Raw genomic sequence first — 19,523 nt, forward strand, 5'->3', positions numbered from 1 at the left:
CTTGCCGGTTCAGTGGGTGCGGAGGGCGACGTGGTCGCAGAGGGCGAGCAGGGCGCGGTGGGCGGGCAGCGGGGGCAGGCCGTCGAGGGCGGCCTTCGCACGGTCGAGACGCCGGTGCATCACGGCCTCGGCCTCGTCCAGCGCGGTGGAGCGTTCGAAGAGTTCCAGGGCTCGGGGCAGGGCCGCGGCCGGGACGGGGCCGGCCGCGAGCAGGTCCCTGAGTTCGGCATCGGCGCGGTCCACGCCCTCGCGGGCGAGCAGGACCGGCAGGCTGTGGACGTCGGCGAGCAGGTCCTTGCCTCGTTCCTTGCCGGTGAGTTCGGCCGGGGCCTTGAGATCGAGGAGGTCGTCGGCTATCTGGAACGCGATGCCGATCTGTTCGCCGCACTCGGCGAGCGCCGCGGCGACGGGTGCGGGCGCGGCGGCCTGGATGGCGCCGATCCCCAGGGACATCGCGAACAGGGCCGCCGTCTTGCCCGCCGCCACCTGGAAGTAGTGGGTGACGGGGTCCTCGCCGGGGCCCGGGCCGGCGAGTTCGCGCAGCTGTCCGACGACCAGGCGGCCGGCGGCCTGCGCGTTGAGGTGGACGGCCGCGGAGCCGAGTTCGGCCGCGAGCTGTGCGGCGCGGGCGAGCAGCCAGTCCCCGCCGAGGACCGCCGCCCGCTCGCCCCAGCGGGCGTGGACGCTGGGGACGCCGTGCCGGGTGGCCGCCCCGTCCATGACGTCGTCGTGGTAGAGCGAGGCGATGTGCACGAGTTCCGCGATGGCGGCCGCCTGGGTGACGCCGTGCGCCCAGGGGTCGCCGAATTCGGCGCCGAGGAGAACGAGGAGGGGGCGAAGGCGTTTGCCGCCGGCGTCGGCGAGGTGGCCGGTGAGGGCGGCCACACGCGGGTCGAGGGCGTCGTGCGCACTGGCTTGGAGCCACTTCTCGGCCCGAATCAGCGATTCTCGCATCCGATTCTCGAACTCCGGTTCATTCAGGGCGAGTTGATTGAGGAGTCGGATGGCGGGGAGATCCGTGGAAACAGATGTCCCGGCGCCGTACATGTGTCCTGCCCCCATGGGGAAACCCCTCTGTGTAACGGTCGAGCCCATTGTTTTCACGTATGCGTCGAACAGCTTTCAGTGGGGGCGGACCGCCGTTCAACAGGGCTGTCATGAAGGTGCCACTACGACCCCGGCCCACCCGCCGGCCAGGGGGCTGTCAGCTTCCTGCCAAGATCTCGGCGGGCGGGTCGGCATGGAATGACGGACGCTTACGCTCCCTCACGAAAACTCCGAGGGAAGGCTGGGGAATTGCGTAACCGACTCACGCTCGCCGCTGTACTCGCCGCCGGCGTGCTGGCACTGACGGCCGGTTCGGCCACGGCCGCCGGGACCGCGGCGCCGTCCGGATCGTCCGGGCAGGCGTGCGGGGAGGTCCGGTTGACCGGCTCGCTGCCCGCGCCGCCGGCCGGGATGGCCGTGCGGCAGCAGGTCACGATCGGGGCGGACTGCTCGCCCCGGCTCGGGGAGGTGCGCCTGGTCCCGATCGCCGGTACCCCCGCCACGGCGGCGACCGCGGCCCCGGCCGCCGCGGGCACGGCGCGCCGGTTCACGAGCTGGAACGAGATGTACGACTGCTGCAACATCCGGATGACCGGGCTCTACACCAGCTCGCAGTGGACCACGGACGGCGGCCGCATCACGACGGCGGCCACCGAGGTCACGCAGGCGTGGAACCGGGAACCGTGGAATGCCGGGTGGTCGCTGAAGTCCGCCACGAAGAGCACCGACTGTGCCGCCGATTGCGCCGTCTCGCGTACCGAGGCGCACGCCGACTTCACGTACAAGGGAATCTTCGACGTTTCCGGAAAGACCTACGCGAACACGCACCACTCCTCCGTGGACCTGAACGCGGACGGCAGCGCGACCTGTCGTTTCGACGTTTCGCTGCGCAACACCTTCATTGGGTGGAACTGGCAGCGCGGCTGCCAGTGAGCGGCTCGGGCGCCGCCACGGTGATGAGCCGCGCCCAGCTCGCGTGATCGCCCTTCTCACCGATGAGCCTGTCCTCGGCCTCCACCCACGCGTGGGGGCTGAACGGCGGGCTCATCAGCGTTCCCACGCACCACGTGGGCCAGGTGCCGCGGATCCGGCAGGTGAGCGCGATGGCCACCGAACGGGGCAGACAGCTGCGGTGCCCGTTCATCATCAGGCTGGTGGACAGCACCAGCTCGCGGGCGTTCGTCGCCTGCGCCTCGGTCGCCGGGACCGCGCCGCGGGCGATCCGGGTCAGGGCCCGTTCCAGTCGGTGCGGGGCGAGCCGCGTGAGCAGCCGGGCCGCGGTGACCGCCGTGCGCGCCCGGAGACGCGGGCGCAGCGGGAAGCGGACGCGCTCGGAGGGCAGGGCGGTGGTGAAGCTCACGCCGCCACCACGCCCGCGGCGGCCATGGCCCGCAGGACGGCGCCGACATCGGCCGCGGCGCGCTCGGCGTCTACGTCGAACTCCTGGGTGAGGCGGTGGGTGGCCTCCTCGGCCTGCCCCCCGTCCAGCAGGGCCGAGACGATCGTCGCGGACGTGGGGTTCAGCTCCCAGTAGTCGCCCGACTTGGTGTCGAGCAGCACGGCGCCGTACTCGGTGGCGGCGAGTTTCAGGTACGGGCGGTTGACCAGTCTCATGCGATGGCTCCTCGTGTCGTCACGGTCGTACGCAGCCACATCTCGGCGGCGAGCGTGCAGATGAACCGTTCGTCGCGCAGTTCCGGCGAGCCGGCGGCCGCGCAGATCCGGCGCAGGGCGGCCTCGTCGACCAGTCCGGCGCGGGCCAGCAGGCTGTCGTCCCACAGGGCCGTCAGCGCGTCGCGCTGACGGTGCAGGCCCGCGGCGGCGTCCTGGCTGCCCTCGCCCTTGGTGGCGCGGGAGAGGGAGCGCCGGGGCACGAGCCCGTCCATCGCCCGCACCAGGAGCGGTTTGTACGCCCAGGGGTCGACCCGGTCCTCGACGCGGACGGAGAAGGCCGCCTCGATCACCCGGTCGTCGAGGAAGGGCGCGGCCAGGGGTACGCCGACCGCCCGGCCGGCGTCCTCGATGGCCTGGTTGTCGCGGCCCAGCCGGTACAGGGCGGCGAGTTCGGTGTGGCGGCCGGGGGTGGGTCCGTAGGGGACCGCGGTGGGTACCGCGGCTGCGAGTTCCCGCTCCAGCAGGCTCAGGCAGTCCTCGGTCAGCCAGGAGGCGAGGGAGGGCCGGCGCAGCCAGCCGAGGGCGGGGCCGCCGGGGACGGGGGCGCTCGCGTCGCGTACCGAGAGGGCAGCGAGCGCCGCCCGGTAGCCGCGCCGGTCGGCGAGCTGGCGGGCGACGGGCGCGAGGGGCCAGGAGCGCAGGGCCCGGTAGCCGTGCAGCCGGCGCAGCGCGAGCACGGGACGGCGGGCGACCAGGGAGTGCAGGTGGGTGGGGACGCCGAAGAACAGGTTGTCCCCGCCGTTGCCGGTCAGGTGGAGCCGGGAGCCCCGGGCGGCCATCCGGGAGGCGAGCACGGTCACGCGGCGGCGGGAGGCGACCAGCGGTGTGGGCGCGTCGAAGCGCAGGTCGTCGTCGGCGAAGCCGTCGTAGAACTTGGGCAGGTCCTCGTCGGGCAGGATGAAGTGCTCGACTCCGGGGAGGTCCTCGGCGGCCCATCGCGCCCAGCGGCCGTCCTCGTTGAAGGACTCGTCCCCGGTGGAGGTGCAGGCGATGAGCCGTGCGCGGGCGGGCTCGCGGGCGGCCAGGAAGCACAGGGTGGTGGAGTCGAGGCCGCCGGAGAGATCGGCGCTGATCAGGCCGCCGGGGGCGGTGCGTACGTCCACGGCGGCCACCAGCGCGTCGCGTACGGCCGCCGCGCCGCGGTCCGCGGGGGTGCGCGGCTCGGGCGGGCGGTGCCAGCGGTGGTGGCGGGGGGCTCCGTCGGGCCGGGCCAGGAGGGCGGTGCCCGGGGGGACGGCGGTGACGCCGTGCCACATCACGCGCTCGTCCAGCGGGGCGGGCACCATCCCCATGAGGTGGATGGCGAGGGCGGTCGTGTCCGGTTCGAGGTCGGCCAGCCGGGCGAGTTCGGCGGCCCGGTCGCCGGCCACGAGGGCGTCACCGGTGCGGGTGTGGAAGACGCGGCGGGCCCCGTAGGCGGAGCCCTGGACGCGCAGTGCGCCGTCGACCGACGCGAGCAGGTGGAACTGGCCGGGCAGGGTCAGTGCCAGGTCGTCGAGTGTCGCCGGGTCGCGGAGGTGGGCGGCCCGGCGGGTCAGCACTTCGGCGGCGTTCCGCGGGAAGGTGCCGACCAGCGCGACGCGGGTGCGTCCGGTGCGCGCCACGGTCAGGTCGGCCCCGTCCCAGCGGCCGATGATCCAGTCCCGTCCGGAGGCGTGCCCCACGGACGAGAGGTCCGGCCAGCTCCGGCGCAGGCGCCGGGCCACGGCGAACGCCGCCTCGTTGTCAGGAAATACGAAGAAGAACGGTGCGCCGCGGTCCGGCATGGTCAGCTCCTGCGGGAATGGGCGTACTTAGAACATGCCGCCGTGGTGGTGCCAGTCCCACAGCGCCGGGAGGCCGATTCCGGTGTCCGCGCGGAACGTTCCCGCGGCGGCGAATACGGGAGTCTCGTAAGACTTCTTCAGCATGGCCATTTCCTTTCGATTCCAGGGAATTACGACTGTGTGTCACGCAACGGAACTGAATATTGCAGCGGAGAAGGGGGGATTCAACGAGGTTGTCCGGTTCCGAACCGACATGGCAGCAAGCTGACATCGGAACGGAAATGGTCTTGACCGCTCCATAGAATTTCCGGTCCGGTTGCGCACCATACGACGAGATTGGCAGCCTTCTCATATGACGACTCAAGTCACTCCCACCCCGGCCCACGCGGCGGTCCTGAGCACCCCGCCGCCACCGCGCTGGGCCGTCTGGGCCGCGCATGCCGTCCCGTTGATCGCGCTGCCTTCCACCTTGTGGCGCCTGGCCATGACCGTGGGCGTGCCGGTGGGTTACGGCGAGGAGGTGCTGCGCACCGACTACGGGCTGCCGGGTTCCGGATACCTGATCCTGCCTCTGATCTCCCTCGTGCAGGAGGGCGTGGCCCTGCTGACGCTCGGGCTGGTCCGCGATTGGGGGCTGGTCGCGCCGCGTTGGCTGCCCGTCATCGGCGGGAAGCCGGTGCGCACGTGGGCGGCAGCGGGGGTCGCCCTGGTGGGGGCGCTCGCCATGACCGCGATCACGCTCAGCCAGCTCCTGGTCTGGGACACCGTCGACCAGGGCAACCTGACCGGCGTCCACCGGTCGATCATGGGCTGGCTGTACGCGCCGCTGCTGTTGTGGGGCCCGCTGCTCGCCGCGGTGGCGGTCTCCTATCTGAGGCGACGTCGCCAGTCATGAACACCGCGGTCCTCATTCTGCTGGCGGCGCTCTCCCTCACCGTCTTCGTCGCCGGACTCGCCTCCGGGGCGCGCCGGTTGCTCGGGGTCCGGCTCGGCAAGGGGCGTGCCGTGCTCACGGGATGCGTCGGGCTGGCTGCCGGCACGCTGATCAGCTATCCGCTGCGCAACGTGCAGCCGCTGGCCCTGATCACCCTGGAGATCGGGGTGTCGCTGGTGGTGGCGATGCTGTTCCTGGCGGCCACCGAGGTACTGCTTCCCTCGGGGGCGGTGCGCGGGCTGGTCCGGCTGCCGGGTTCGCTGCGCCGCCAGTTCGCCCGTACCCGGCGCTATGTCCGGCTCAGCCGGATCTTCGTCCGGCACGGACTGGGACGGTTCCTCAGCGGCAGGTCGCGGCGCGGTCCGGGCGCGGCCGCCGAGCGCGCGGTACTGGCCCCGTCGCTGCGCCTGGCACTGGAGGAGGCGGGTGTCACCTTCGTCAAGCTGGGCCAGGTGATGTCCACCCGGTACGACCTGCTGCCGGCGGAGTTCATCACGGAGCTGAGCACCTTGCAGGACCAGGCGTCCCCCGAGCCCTGGGAGGCGGTCGAGCGGGTGCTGCACGAGGAGTTGGGGGCGCCGCCCGGCGAGGTGTTCGCCGAGTTCGACCCGAAGCCGCTCGCGGCGGGTTCCATCGCCCAGGTGCACCGGGCGCGACTGCGGGACGGCCGGCAGGTCGCGGTGAAGGTGCAGCGGCCGAGCGCCCGCGAGATCGTCGTGGACGACCTGGACATCCTGTACCGGTTCGCGGGCCGGCTGGAGCAGCACACGGAGTGGGGGCGCAGCGTGGGCGCCCTGTCGCTGGCCCAGGGGTTCGCGGTGTCGGTCCAGGAGGAACTCGACTTCCGCATCGAGGCCCGCAACACCCAGTCCGTGGCCGCGGCGATCGAGGAGGGCGGCGGCGGCTCGGTCATCCGGGTGCCGGAGGTGCACGAGGAACTCACCGGAAAGCGGGTCCTGGTCACGGAGTGGATGTCCGGCATACCCCTGCACAGCGTGTCGAAGGTGCTGGACGAACGGGGCCTGGACCGGAAGGCGCTGGCCACCGCGATGCTGGAGTGCCTGCTGGGGCAGATCATGACGACCGGGGTGTTCCACGCCGACCCTCACCCCGGCAATCTGCTGCTGCTCGACGACGGGCAGCTCGGCATGCTCGACTTCGGGTCGGTGGGCCGCATCGACCGATCGCTGCGAGCCACCCTGCGGGGGATGCTGCTGGCTCTGCACCGCGGCGACCCGGCCGGTCTGTGCGACGCGCTGATCGCGCTGGTCGTCCATCCGGAGCACATAGACGAACGCAAGCTGGAACGGGCCCTGGGGCAGTTCCTGGCCCGGCACTTCGCGCCCGGCATCAAGCCGGACCGGGAGATGTTCGCCGACCTCTTCGCGATCGTCTCCCGGCACGGGATCAGCGTGCCGCCGGAGATAGCGGCCGTCTTCCGGGCGCTGGCCACCATGGAGGGCTCCCTGGACCGGCTGGTGCCTGGCTTCGACATCGTCACCGAGGCCCGCTCCTTCGCCGTGACCCAGCACCTGCGCAAGCTCAGGCCGGAGGCGCTCGGGCGTTCACTGACCGAGGAGCTGTTGGGGCTGGTGCCGATGCTGCGCCGGCTGCCGCGCCGCATCGAGCGCATCGGCGCGGCCGTGGAGAGCGGTCAGTTGACGGTCGGCGTGCGGATGTTCGCCGATCCGAACGACCGCCGGTTCCTGCGCTCGCTCGTCCACGAGGTGCTGTTGGCCTTCCTGGGCGGGATCATCGGCCTGGTCGGCGTACAGCTGCTGCGCCTCGGGGGCGGCCCGATGCTGAGCGAGGGTTTGGGACTGTTCGAGCTGTTCGGCTACAACCTGCTGGTGATCAGCTCGGTGCTGGTCCTGCGGGTGCTCTTCATGATGATCGGGCCCGGGAACAGACGCTGACCGTGCCGCGCGACCGGCGAGGCCCGGCCCCTCCGGGGGGCCGGGCCTCGTCGGGTGTACGGGGCGTCAGCGCTTGGCGGCGGCCCGCTGGTACGCCCGGCCGGCGAGCGGCACGACCACCGCGAGCAGGATGAGCAGTACCGCGAGCGCGGCGATGACGGGATGCTCGGAGGGGAAGGCGCCGCTGGAGGCGCCGCGCTCGTTGCCGAAGAGGTCGCGGGCGGCGGAGACCACGGCACTGACCGGGTTCCACTCGACGACCACGCGCATCCAGCCCGGCAGGCCCTCCGGCGGCACGAAGGCGTTGGAGAGGAAGGCCAACGGCATCATCACCACGCCGGAGAGCGCGCTGACCGCCTCCGGGCTGCGCAGGCTCAGGCCCACGAGGGCGCCCAGCCAGGACATCGCGAAGCCCATCAGGAGCAGCAACCCGAAGCCGGCCAGGGTCTGGAGCACGCCGTTGTGCGCGCGCCAGCCCATGAAGTAGCCGACCACGGCCATCACGGCGCTGGTCCAGCCGACGAGGACGAGGTCGGCGGTGGTCCGACCGAGCAGGACCGAGGAGCGGGAGATGGGCAGTGCGCGGAAGCGGTCCACGAGGCCGTTGTTGAGGTCCTCGACCACACCGATCGCGGTGGTGGTCAGGTTGGCGAGCATCACCTGCGCGAAGATGCCGGCCATGATGTATTCCTTGTAGCCGCCCTGGCCCGGCGCCTGCATGGCACTGCCGAACAGGTAGCCGAAGACGAGTACGAACGCCACCGGCATGATGGTGATGCCGAGAAGCTGCTCGGGCATGCGCCGGATGTGCCGCATCTGGCGGCCCGCGAGTGCGAACGAGTCGCTGATCACCTCGGTCATGCCGCCTGCATCTCCTTCTTGTCCGTGTCGGTGTCCGTGTCCGTGTCCGTGTGGCGGTTCTCGGTCGCCGCGGGCGGGCCGGCGTCCGGGGCCTGGTCGTCGGCGCCGCCCTTCTGTCCGGTGAGGGAGAGGAAGACGTCGTCGAGCGAGGAGCGGCGGACGGCGAAGTCCTGCGGCTCGATGCCCAGGCGTTGCAGACCCGAGGCGGCGGCCGCGATGGTGTTCACCCCACCGGTCAGCGGTACCGAGACGGTGCGGGCCTCGCGGTCGACGACCGGCGCGCCCGGCGAGACCTCGTCCAGCACCCGGGTCACGGCGGCGAGATCGGCGACGGAGGCGACGGAGACCTCGAGGCGCTCGCCGCCGACCTCGCGCTTGAGCTCGTCGGGGGTGCCGTCGGCGATGACGACGCCCTTGTCGATGACCGCGATCCGGTCGGCGAGCTGGTCCGCCTCCTCCAGGTACTGGGTGGTGAGCAGGACGGTCACCCCGTTGACCACCTGCTCCTTGATCATCTGCCAGAGGGCGAGCCGGCTGGTGAGGTCCAGACCGGTGGTCGGTTCGTCGAGGAAGAGCACGGGTGGGCTCGCGACCAGGCTGGCGGCGAGGTCGAGGCGGCGGCGCATGCCGCCGGAGTACGTCTTGGCCATGCGGCCGGCGGCGTCCACGAGCTCGAACTTCTCCAGGAGTTCGTCCGCGCGGGCCCGGGCCCCCTTGCGGCCCAGGCGCAGCAGGGTGCCGATCAGCTGGAGGTTCTCGCGGCCGGTGAGTCGCTCGTCGACGGCCGCGTACTGGCCGGTGAGGCCCACGTTGGCGCGGATCAGTCTGGCCTGGGTGGCGAGGTCGTAGCCGGCCACGGTGGCGCGGCCTTCGTCCGGGTCCAGCAGGGTCGCGAGGATCCGTACGGTGGTCGTCTTGCCCGCCCCGTTGGGACCGAGCACTCCGAGGATGGTGCCCGCGGGCACCTGGAGGTCGATGCCGTTCAGCGCCTGGTGGTCGCCGTAGCGCTTGCGGAGGCCCTCCGCCGAGATTGCCGTTTCCATGACGGCCACTCCTTTACGTCTGGTCACGCGGGGGTCAGTTGACGGAGGTCAGCTGACTGGCGAGCTTGTCGAGGACGACCCGGCCGATCTCGGCCGCCGGCTCCGGCTGCAGCAGGTGTCCGTGGTGCGCGTGCACCGGGTGGGTGGTGACGGGGCCGGCGACGTACGGCTGCCAGGCGGCCACCGAGTCCCGTGTCTTGCCGGCGATGTCGGCGACGCCGGCCGTGGAGACGAACAGCAGCAGTTCGCCGTCGAACCGGCGCGGCCGGTAGGCGGCGCTCAGCACGTGGTTGTTGATGCCGACCTTCACGAAGGCGGAGATGTGGTGCTCCTCCAGGCTGGCGAGCGCGCTGTCCCGGCCCCGGATGAGCTCCATCGCCCGCTGGTGGTCGAGCGGCTGCTCGCGCAGCTCGGCCAGGTCGTATCCGACGAAGTCGAGGAGGGTCTCCAGGACGTCCCGCTCCGTCGGAAGCGTGTAGTCGTCGTCTTCCCAGGACTCGTCGTACGGGGTCTGGTCCAGGTTGGCGAGGAGCGCGACCTCCTCCCCCGCCTCCGTCAGCCGGGTGGCGATCTCGTGTGCGACGAGGCCTCCGAAGGACCAGCCGAGCAGGTGGTAGGGGCCGGACGGCTGGACCGTGCGGATCTGGTCCAGGTAGTCGGCGGCCATCTCCTCGACCCCGGCCGCGATGCGGTCCTTGCCGTCCAGGCCGCGGGCCTGGAGTCCGTAGACCGGGTACTCGGCGCCGATGTGCTTCAGCAGCGCCGAGTACGGCCAGCTGAGGCCGCCCGCGCCGTGGACGCAGAACAGCGGGGGCCGTTCGCCGGCGGGACGCAGCGGCAGCAGCACCTCGAAGCCGTCGCCGTCCTGGCCGGAGCCGAGCTTGTCCATCAGTCGGGCGACCGTCGGGGTCTCGAAGATGCCCCGGTTGCTGAGTTTGACGCCGAGGACCGAGCGGATCCGGCTGACGAGTTGGATCGAGGTGATGCTGTCGCCGCCAAGCTCGAAGAAGCTGTCGTCGATGCCGACCCGGTCGACCTTGAGGACCTCGCCGAACAGGCCGCAGAGCACTTCCTCCTGGGCCGAGCGGGGTCCGCGCCCGCCGGGGGTGGTGTCGAGGCCGGGGGCGGGCAGGGCCTTGCGGTCGAGCTTGCCGTGGACGGTCAACGGGAGGACGTCGAGGGTGACGAAGGCGGACGGGACCATGTGGTCCGGGAGCCGGGCCGCCACGTGGGCGCGGAGCGTCTCGCTGTCGGGCGTGGCGCCGGGGGCGGGGGTCAGGTAGGCGACGAGGCGCTTGGTGCCCGGCTGGTCCTCGCGGACGATCACCGCGTTCTGCGCGATCGAGGCGTGCGATCCCAGTACGGTCTGGATCTCGCCGAGCTCGATGCGGAAGCCGCGCACCTTGACCTGGTCATCGGAACGGCCCAGGTACTCCAGCTCACCCGTGCGGGTCCACCGGGCCAGGTCGCCCGTGCGGTACATGCGGCTGCCCGACGGGCCGTGCGGGTCGGCGGTGAAACGTTCGGCGGTCAGGGCGGGGCGGGCCAGGTAGCCGCGGGCCAGACCGGCGCCGGCGAGGTAGAGCTCACCCGCGACTCCCGGCGCGACGGGCCGCAGGGACGCGTCGAGCACGTAGGTCCGGGTGCCCTCGATGGGCGTGCCGATCGAGGGCACGCCCGAACCCGCCACGAGGGGTGCCGAGGTGGTGGCGACCACGGTGGACTCCGTCGGTCCGTACGCGTTGACCATCCGACGCCCGGGCGCCCACCGGTCCACCAACTCCGCCGAGCCGGCGTCGCCACCCACGATCAGCGAGCGGAACCGGGCGAACGGACCCGCCGGAACGCTGGCGAGCGCCGCCGGGGGGATCAGCGCGTGCGTGACCCGCTCCTCCTCCAGCACCCGGGCCAGCACCTCGCCTGCCAGCGGACCTTCCGACGGGACCACCAGCGCGGCGCCCGCGGCGAAGGTCATCACCAGTTCCAGGACGGAGGCGTCGAAGCTCGGCGACGCGAACTGCAGCACACGACTGTGCGCGTCCACGTCGAACCGCTCGATCTGCGCCGCCGCGAAACTCGCCAGGCCCGTGTGCGGGACGACCACGCCCTTGGGCCGCCCCGTCGACCCGGACGTGTAGATCACATACGCCGGATTCTCCGGTGCCACGGCCGACGCGGGCCGGTGCGACGCCTGGTCGTCCGTCTGCGGCAGCTCGCGCAGGACCAGGACCGGACGGGCGTCGTCGAGCATGAACGCGATGCGCTCGGTCGGGTACTCCGGGTCCACCGGGAGGTAGGCCGCCCCCGCCTTCAGCACGGCGAGCCGGGCCACCACGCTGTCCACCGAACGCGGCAGCACCAACGCCACCACACCCTCCGGACCGACACCCCGGTCCGTGAGCCAGTGCGCCAGCCGGTTCGCCCGCGCCTCCAACCGCGCGTACGACAGGACGAGATCGCCGCTGACCACCGCGGGCGCCTCGGGCGTCCGCGACACGGTGGCCTCGAACAGACCGTGGAGGGTCACCGGTTCCCGCTCGCTCCCGGAGCCGGCCCACTCCCCCACCACCAGCGCGCGCTCACGCTCCGAGAGGACCTCGACCGCCCCGACCCGGGCCTCCGGATCGGCCGCGACCGCGTCCAGCACCGCGACCAGCCGCGCGGCCAGAGCCTGCGCCGTCACCCGGTCGAACAGATCGACCGCGTACTCGACGCTCCCCTCCAGACCCGACGCGCCCTCGGCGAGCTGGAACGTCAGGTCGAACTTCGCCGCGTCGAACTCGATGTCCTGCGCGGCGATGCTCAGGCCGGCGAGGTCGAGCGTGGCCTCGCCGGTGTTCTGGAAGGCGAGCATGACCTGGAAGAGGGGGTGGCGGGCCATGGACCGTTCGGGGTTCAGCACCTCCACCAGCCGCTCGAAGGGCACGTCCTGGTGGGCGTACGCCGCCAGGTCCGCTTCCCGCACCCGTTCCACCAGCTCCCGGAACGTCGGATCCCCCGACACGTCGGTCCGCAACACCAGCGTGTTCACGAAGAACCCCACCAGGTCGTCCAGGGCCTCGTCCGTACGCCCCGCGACCACGCTGCCGACCGGGATGTCCTCACCCGCGCCGATGCGGTGCAGCAAGGTGGCCAGGGCGGCCTGGACGACCATGAAGAGGCTGCCGCGCGTCTCGCCGGCGAGGGCGAGCAGCCGCTCGTGGGTCGCGCGGGAGACACGGAAGGGGACGGTGTCGCCGCGGTGGCTCGGCCGCGGCGGGCGCGGGCGGTCGGTCGGCAGCACCAGTTCCTCGGGGAGGCCCGCGAGGGCGCTCCGCCAGTGGTCGATCTGCCGGGACAGCTCGCTGATCGGGTCGTCCTCCTCGCCGAGCACCTCGCGCTGCCAGAGCGTGTAGTCCGCGTACTGCACCGGAAGCGGCGTGAACTCCGGCGCGGCGCCGCCCAGTCGGGCCGCGTACGCCTGCCCGAGATCTCGCGCCAGCGGGCCCATGGACCAGCCGTCGCAGGCGATGTGGTGCACCACCACGACCAGCACGTGGTCGTCGTCGGACGCCTTGAGGAGGCTCGCCCGGAGGGGCAGGTCCGCGTCCGGCTCGAACCCGCGCGAGACCTCGGCGGCCAATGTCTGCGGGTCGTACGGCGCCGTGGCGAGGACCGGGCGGACGCCGTGCGGCGGCAGGATCACCTGGTGCGGTCGCCCGTCGGTGTCGGGGAACACGGTGCGCAGGCTCTCGTGCCGGGCGACCACGTCGCCGAGGGCGGCCTCCAGGGCCGCGGCGTCGAGCGGGCCGGTGAGGCGGACGGCCAGCGGCATGTTGTAGGTGGCGCCGGGCCCTTCGAAGCGGTCCAGGAACCAGAGCCGGCGCTGGGCCGGTGACAGCGGGATCTCCTCGGGGCGTTCCCTGGCGGTCAGGGCGGTCCGGCCGCTGCCGGCGTCGCCGACGCGCTCGGCGAGTTCGGCGACGGTGGGTGCCTCGAACAGGGCCCGGACGGGGAGTTCGGCGCCGAGGCGGGAGCGGACGCGTCCGGTCACCCGGATCGCGAGCAGCGAGTGGCCCCCGAGGTCGAAGAAGCTGTCGTCGATGGAGACCTGCTCCACACCGAGGATCTCGGCGTAGATCTCGCAGAGCGCCTTCTCCCGCGCGGTGCGGGGGGTGCGGCCGCCGGCGCCGGTGCGCGGTCCGGGGGCGGGCAGCGCCTTTCGGTCGAGCTTGCCGTTGACGGTGACGGGCAGCCGGTCGAGGGTGACGAACGCGGTGGGCACCATGTAGTCGGGCAACCGTGCGCCGAGCACGCGGCGCAGTTCCTCGGGCGCCGGTACCGTGTGGCCGGCGGCCGGGGTGGTGTAGGCGACGAGTTCCTGGATGCCGGGGCGGTCCTCGCGGACCAGGACGGCGGCCTGGGCGATCTCCTCGTGGGCTTCCAGGGCCGCCGCTATCTCGCCCGGTTCGATGCGGAAGCCGCGGATCTTGACCTGGTCGTCCACGCGGCCCAGGCAGTCGACGCGGCCGTCCCGGGCCCAGCGGGCCCGGTCGCCGGTGCGGTACATGCGGGCGCCGGGCGGCCCGTAGGGGTCGGCGGTGAAGCGTTCGGCGGTCAGGCCGGGGCGGCCCAGGTAGCCGCGGGCGAGGCCGGAGCCGGCGATGTACAGCTCGCCGGCCACTCCGGGCGCGACGGGGCGCAGCGCGGTGTCGAGGACGTACGCCCGGTAGTTGTCCAGCGGGCGTCCGACCAGCACCCGGTCGCTGTCGGTGATGGGCTGGCCCAGGGCGTCGACGGTGGTCTCGGTGGGGCCGTACAGGTTGTGCGTGACCAGTCCGTCGATCGCGGCGAGTTCACCGCGCAGGGCCTCGCCGAGTGCCTCGCCGCCCAGGCTGACGACGAGGGGCCGGGTGCTCTCGTCGGTGGTCAGGCCGGCCTCGTGGAGCTGCTGGAAGTGGCCGGGGGTGGTGTCGATGTGGTCGAAGCCGCCGATGCGGCGGGCGTAGGCGTGGAAGACGGCGGGGTCGTGGCGGGTCTCGTCGTCGAGGAGGTGCAGCTCGTGGCCGGCGAGCATCCACAGCAGCGGGTCGACGGCGGCGTCGAACGAGAGCGAGGCGCCCAGCGCGACCCGAAGGGTCCGGTCTCCCGCCTGTGCGATCTGCGGGGCGTAGAGCCGGCCGAAGTGGTCGTGGAAGAGGTTGACGACGCTGCGGTGCTCCACGGTGACGCCCTTGGGGCGGCCGGTGGAGCCGGAGGTGTAGATGACGTACGCGGCGTTCTCCGGGCGCGGTGCACCGGCGATCTCGTCGGGGGTCAGGTTCTCGCCGGACCACGCGCGGTCGCGGTCGAGGGCGTGGAGTTCGGCGACGTCGGCGAGTTCGGCGACGGGGCGGGCGTCCTGGATCATGTAGGTGACGCGGTCGGCCGGGTAGCCGCGATCGACCGGGACGTACACGGCGCCCGCCTTCATCACGGCGAGGAGCGCCACGATGTGCTCGGCGCAGCGGGGCAGCCGGACGGCGACGGCCTGCTCGGGGCGGACCCCGTCGGCGATGAGCTGTCGGGCGAGCCGGTTGGCCCAGGTGTTGAGCGCGCGGTAGCTGAGCCGGACGTCCTGGAAGACCAGGGCGGTGGCGGCGGGGGTGCGGGCGGCCTGCGCTTCGAACAGGCCGGGCAGCGTGCCGGTGGGGTGGTCCCGGGTGGTGTCGTTCCAGTCGACGAGGGCCCGTTGGCGTTCCTCGGCCGTCAGGAGGTCCACCGCGGACAGGGTCCGGTCGGGCTCGGTGACGAGCGCGGTGACCAGGCGGACCAGGCGGTCGGCGAGTTCCCGCGCGCTCTGGCGGTCGAAGAGGTCGGTCGCGAACTCGATGCCGCCCTCGATGCCGTCGGGGGTTCCGTCGGCGGTGAAGCGTTCGGCGAGGACGACCGACAGGTCGAAGTTGGAGGTCTTCAGGCCGACGGGGCGCACGGTGGTGCTCACCCCGGCGAGGTCGAGGGCGGCCTCCGTGTTGTTCTGGAAGGAGAGCATCACCTGGAAGAGCGGGTGGCGGGCGAGGGAGCGCCCGGGGTTGAGGGTCTCCACCAGTTGCTCGAAGGGGACGTCCTGATGGGCGTAGGCGGCGAGGTCGGCTTCGCGAACCCGGTCCAGCAGTTGGCGGAAGGTCGGGTCGCCGGAGACGTCGGTGCGCAGGACGAGGGTGTTGACGAAGAAGCCGACGAGTTCGTCCAGTGCCTGGTCGGTGCGTCCGGCGACGGGTGTGCCCAGGGGGATGTCGTCGCCTGCGCCGAGGCGGTGCAGCAGGCCGGCGAGTGCGGCCTGGGCGGCCATGAAGACGCTGGAGCGGTGTTCGCGGGCGAGCGCCGCGAGCCGCCGGTGGGTGTCGGCGGGGATGGTCAGGTCGACGGTGTCGCCGCGGTAGCTCGTCTCGGGCGGCCGGGGGCGGTCGGTGGGCAGGGTGAGTTCCTCCGGCAGGCCCGCCAGGGTGGTGCGCCAGAAGTCGATCTGGCGGGCGAGTTCACCGCCGGGGGTGTGCTCGTCGCCGAGTACGTCGTCGAGCCAGAGCGTGTAGTCGGCGTACTGGACGGGCAGCGGCTCCCAGGCGGGGTGCTCGCCGGCGCGGCGGGCGCGGTAGGCGTCGCTCAGGTCGCGGGCGAGGGGGGCCATGGACCAGCCGTCGGCCGCGATGTGGTGGACGACGAGGAGCAGTACGTACTCGGAACCGCTGAGGGCGAACAGGCGCGCTCGTAGCGGGAGTTCACTGGTGAGGTCGAACTCCTTGCCGCTGGCGGCCGCCAGAGCCCGGTCGAGTTCCTCCTCGGCGACGCCGATCACGGGCATGGGCACGCCGGCATCGGCGGGGGCGAGGACGTGCTGACGCGGCCGGCCGTCGGCGTCGGGGAAGACGGTGCGCAGGCTCTCGTGCCGGGCCACCACGTCGGCGAGGGCGGTGCGCAGGGCCTGCACGCGCAGGTCGCCGGAGATGCGGACGGCCAGCGGCAGGTTGTAGTTGCCGCCCGCGTCCTCGAAGCGGCCGAGGAACCACAAGCGGCGCTGGGCGGGCGAGAGCGGGATCCGCGCGGGCCGGGCGGCCGGGGCGAGGGCCTTGCGGGCCCGGCCGGCGACGGCGATCCGCTCGGCGAGGGCGGCGACGGTCGGGGCCTCGAACAGGGCGCGGACGGCGATCTCGGCTCCGAGGGCGGTCCGTACCCGGCTGACCAGGCGGGTGGCGAGCAGCGAGTGACCGCCGAGGTCGAAGAAGCTGTCGTCGATCGACACCCGGTCCAGGCCGAGGACGTCGGCGAACAGCTCGCAGAGCCGGACCTCGCGTGCGTCGCGCGGGGGCCGTCCGGCGGCGGCCGCGCCCTCGGGGGCGGGCAGGGCCCGGCGGTCCAGCTTGCGGTTGGGGGTCAGGGGGAGCGCGTCCAGGGTGACGAACGCGGAGGGGACCATGTGGTCGGGGAGGGTCCCGTCGAGATGGGTCCGGAGTTCTTGCGCCGTGGGCGCCGCGTGTCCTTCGGCGGGCACCAGGTAGGCGGCGATGGTCTTCAGGCCCGGGCGGTCCTCGCGGGCGATCACGGCGGCCTGCGCGAGGGCGGGGTGTGAGGTGAGGGCCGCCTCGATCTCGCCGAGTTCGATGCGGAAGCCGCGGATCTTCACCTGGTGGTCGCTGCGGCCGAGGTAGTCGAGTTCGCCGTCGGCGGTCCAGCTCACCACGTCGCCGGTGCGGTACATGCGGGTGCCGGCCGGTCCGTGGGGGTCCGCGACGAACCGCTCGGCGGTCAGGCCGGGGCGTCCCAGGTAGCCGCGGGCCAGGCCCGCTCCCGCGAGGTACAGCTCGCCGGGGACTCCGGGCTGCACGGGGCGCAGGGCGCTGTCGAGCACGCGGACGCGGGTGTTGCGGATGGGGCGGCCGATGGTGGGGCGGCTCGGCCATGCGTCGGAGTCGGCGGGGAGGGTGGCCGCGGTGACGACGTGCGTCTCGGTGGGCCCGTAGTGGTTGTGCAGGAGGCGGCCGGTGCCGTGGTGGAAGTCGCGGATCCGCTTGCTCAGGACGAGTGCCTCGCCGGCCTGGGCGAGGTGGCGCAGGGCCGGCAGTTCCAGGCCTTGGCCGACGGCTTCCTCGCACAGCGCGTCGATGACCAGGTTGGGCGCGTACACCTCGTCGATGTGGTGTGCGTCGAGCCAGCGGACGAAGGCGGCGGGATCGCGGCGGGTGTCCTCGTCGGGGATGACGAGGGTGCGGCCGGAGAGGGTGGTGGAGAGGATCTCCTGGGCGGAGACGTCGAAGCTGATGGCGGTGAACTGCGCGGTCCGTACGCCGACTCCGCCGGGGAGTTCCGTCTCGTGCCAGCCGATGAGGTTGGCCAGCGGTCCGCCGGGCATGGTGACGCCCTTGGGCTTGCCGGTGGAGCCGGAGGTGTAGATGACGTAGGCGGGGGTGAGCGGGCCGAGCGGGGCGGTCCGTTCGGCGTCGGTGACGGCGGTGTCCGCGAGGGACCCGAGGGCGGTGGTGGTGGCCGGGTCGTCGAGGAGGAGCAGGGGGGTGCGGTCCTCGGCGGGGAGGGCGGCGGTGATGCCGTCCCGGGTGGCGTGGTCGGTGAGGACGAGCGCCGGGCGGGCGTCGCCGAGCATGTGGGCGATCCGGTCGGCCGGGTATCCGGCGTCGACGGGCAGGTAGGCGGCGCCCGACTTCAGGACGGCCCACAGTGCGACGATCAGGTCGGTGGAGCGGGGCAGTGCGAGGGCGACGGTCCGCTCGGGGCCCGCGCCGTGCGCGATGAGCAGCCGGGCCAGGCGGTTGGATCGGCTGTCGAGGGCGCGGTAGGTGAGGACGTGATCGCCGTACTGGACGGCGATCGCGTCGGGGTGCCGGTCGGCGGTCTGCCGGAAGAGGGTGGGCAGCGGGAGCAGCGCGCCGTCGTGGGCGGTGTCGTTCCATTCGTGCAGGACCTTGGCGCGTTCGCCGGGTTCGAGCAGGTCGAGCCGGCCGACCGGGGTGTCCTCGGCGCCTGCCAGGGAGGCGAGCACGCGCAGGACGCGTGCTCCGACGGCTTCGGCGGCGTCGGTGTCGAGGACGTCGGGGCGGTGGCTGAGTTCGAGGGCGAGGGTGGCTCCGGCGTGGACCATCAGTCCGAGCGGGTAGTGGGTTCCCTCGTGGCCGCGTCCGTCGACGACGCCGAGGCCGCCCGCGGAGCGGCGCAGGCCCTCGGTGTCCACGGGGTAGTTCTCGAAGACGAGGAGGGTGTCGAAGAGTTCGCCGCCGGCCGGGGCGAGGCGCTGGATGTCGGCGAGTCCCAGGTACTGGTGGTCCATGAGGGAGGCCTGTTGGGCCTGGAGTCGTTCCAGGAGGGCGCCGAGGGTTTCGGCGGGGTCGAGGGTGACGCGGACGGGGAGGGTGTTGATGAACAGGCCGACCATGGACTCGATGCCGGGGACCTGGGGCGGGCGGCCGGAGACGGTGCCTCCGAAGACCACGTCCTCACGGCCGGTGAGCCGGCCCAGGACGATCGCCCACGCGGCCTGCACCACGGTGTTGACGGTGACGCCGCGTTCGCGCGCCCAGCGGACCAGTTCGGTCGTCTGCGCCGCGGGCAGCTCGACACGGGTCCGCGCGGGGGCGACCGGCTCGCGCGAGGGGTCGGGGGCGGCGAGGAGGGTGGGCTCCTCCAGGCCGTCGAGGACCTGCCGCCAGGCGTCCTCGGCGGCGGTGTGGTCCTGGGCGGCCACCCAGGCGAGGTAGTCGCGGTACGGGGTGACGGGGGGCAGTGCGCTCTCGTCGGAGCCGCTGCGCAGCAGCCCGTACAGCTCGAAGAGTTCTCCGATGAGCAGGGCCCGCGACCAGCCGTCGAGCAGGATGTGGTGCGCCGTGATCAGGAACTGGTGACGGCCGTCGCCGAGGGCGACGAGGGTGAAGCGGATCAGCGGGGGCCGCGCCAGGTCGAAGCGGCGGGCGCGATCGGCGGCGGCGATCCGGTCGGCTTCGGCCGACCGGTCGGCGGCTGGTCGGCCGCTCAGGTCGGTTTCGGTCCAGTCCGGGGCCACCTCGAAGGGGATGAGCTGCACCGGCTCGCCGTTCTTGCGGTGGCGGAACGCGGCCCGGAGTCCGGAGTGGCGGCGCAGCAGCGCGGCGCACGCCGCGCGGAGCGCCTTCGTGTCGAGCTCGCCCTCGATGTCCAGGACGAACTGCATGGTGTAGACGTCCGGTCCCTGCGCGTCGTACTGCGCGTGGAACAGGAGGCCCTGCTGAAGCGGGGAGAGCGGAAGTATGCCCTCGAGCCGCGGCTTCGACCTGGTCATTTC

General features: G+C 72.7%; 11 protein-coding genes. 3 read left to right on the plus strand and 8 right to left on the minus strand.

What is annotated here, in order from left to right; genetic code table 11:
- Positions 1-9: 9 nt before the first annotated feature.
- Positions 10-954, minus strand: coding sequence for a polyprenyl synthetase family protein (locus OG906_RS35520; protein WP_267827547.1), 945 nt, complete (start codon positions 952-954; stop codon positions 10-12).
- Between the two features lie 342 nt (positions 955-1,296).
- On the opposite strand from OG906_RS35520, the gene OG906_RS35525 reads away from it, so the two are divergent.
- The gene (locus tag OG906_RS35525) at positions 1,297-1,980 is read left to right on the plus strand and encodes a hypothetical protein (RefSeq protein ID WP_329448397.1); all 684 of its coding nucleotides are present in this window, start codon (positions 1,297-1,299) and stop codon (positions 1,978-1,980) included.
- On the opposite strand, the gene OG906_RS35530 is transcribed toward OG906_RS35525, so the two are convergent.
- The 4 genes from OG906_RS35530 to OG906_RS35545 are packed head-to-tail and all read right to left on the minus strand — an operon-like array spanning position 1,946 to position 4,631.
- Positions 1,946-2,407, minus strand: coding sequence for a lasso peptide biosynthesis B2 protein (locus tag OG906_RS35530; protein ID WP_329448398.1), 462 nt, complete (start codon positions 2,405-2,407; stop codon positions 1,946-1,948). The two genes, OG906_RS35525 and OG906_RS35530, sit on opposite strands and share 35 nt — an antisense overlap.
- Positions 2,404-2,661, minus strand: a complete 258-nt coding sequence (locus OG906_RS35535; RefSeq protein WP_329448399.1) for a lasso peptide biosynthesis PqqD family chaperone — start codon at positions 2,659-2,661, stop codon at positions 2,404-2,406. Before OG906_RS35535 ends, OG906_RS35530 begins: the two co-directional genes overlap by 4 nt.
- A complete protein-coding gene (locus tag OG906_RS35540; protein WP_329448400.1) occupies positions 2,658-4,487 on the minus strand; it encodes an asparagine synthase-related protein in 1,830 nt (609 codons plus the stop codon). Before OG906_RS35540 ends, OG906_RS35535 begins: the two co-directional genes overlap by 4 nt.
- A gap of 27 nt (positions 4,488-4,514) precedes the next feature.
- Positions 4,515-4,631, minus strand: a complete 117-nt coding sequence (locus OG906_RS35545; protein ID WP_267827550.1) for a keywimysin-related RiPP — start codon at positions 4,629-4,631, stop codon at positions 4,515-4,517.
- A 208-nt stretch (positions 4,632-4,839) separates the two neighbouring features.
- Between OG906_RS35545 and OG906_RS35550 the strand changes: the two genes are divergently transcribed.
- Both OG906_RS35550 and OG906_RS35555 read left to right on the plus strand, forming a co-directional pair.
- Complete coding sequence (locus OG906_RS35550) at positions 4,840-5,382, plus strand: hypothetical protein (protein ID WP_267827551.1); 543 nt, start codon at positions 4,840-4,842, stop codon at positions 5,380-5,382.
- Entirely contained in the window at positions 5,379-7,337 is a 1,959-nt protein-coding gene (locus tag OG906_RS35555) for an ABC1 kinase family protein (RefSeq protein WP_329448401.1), read from the plus strand. The genes OG906_RS35550 and OG906_RS35555 overlap by 4 nt, the downstream gene beginning before the upstream one ends.
- A gap of 66 nt (positions 7,338-7,403) precedes the next feature.
- Here the strand turns inward: OG906_RS35555 and OG906_RS35560 are convergent, their stop codons facing one another.
- Genes OG906_RS35560 through OG906_RS35570 form a run of 3 tightly spaced genes read right to left on the minus strand, consistent with a single transcriptional unit; the run spans position 7,404 to position 19,520 of the window.
- Positions 7,404-8,198, minus strand: coding sequence for an ABC transporter permease (locus OG906_RS35560; RefSeq protein WP_267803273.1), 795 nt, complete (start codon positions 8,196-8,198; stop codon positions 7,404-7,406).
- A complete protein-coding gene (locus tag OG906_RS35565) occupies positions 8,195-9,241 on the minus strand; it encodes an ATP-binding cassette domain-containing protein (RefSeq protein WP_329448402.1) in 1,047 nt (348 codons plus the stop codon). The genes OG906_RS35560 and OG906_RS35565 overlap by 4 nt, the downstream gene beginning before the upstream one ends.
- A 34-nt stretch (positions 9,242-9,275) precedes the next feature.
- On the minus strand, positions 9,276-19,520 hold the full coding sequence (locus OG906_RS35570) for a non-ribosomal peptide synthetase (RefSeq protein ID WP_329448403.1): 10,245 nt from the start codon (positions 19,518-19,520) through the stop codon (positions 9,276-9,278).
- Between the last annotated feature and the right edge of the window lie 3 nt (positions 19,521-19,523).

This window comes from Streptomyces sp. NBC_01426 (assembly GCF_036231985.1).
Lineage (GTDB): Bacteria > Actinomycetota > Actinomycetes > Streptomycetales > Streptomycetaceae > Streptomyces.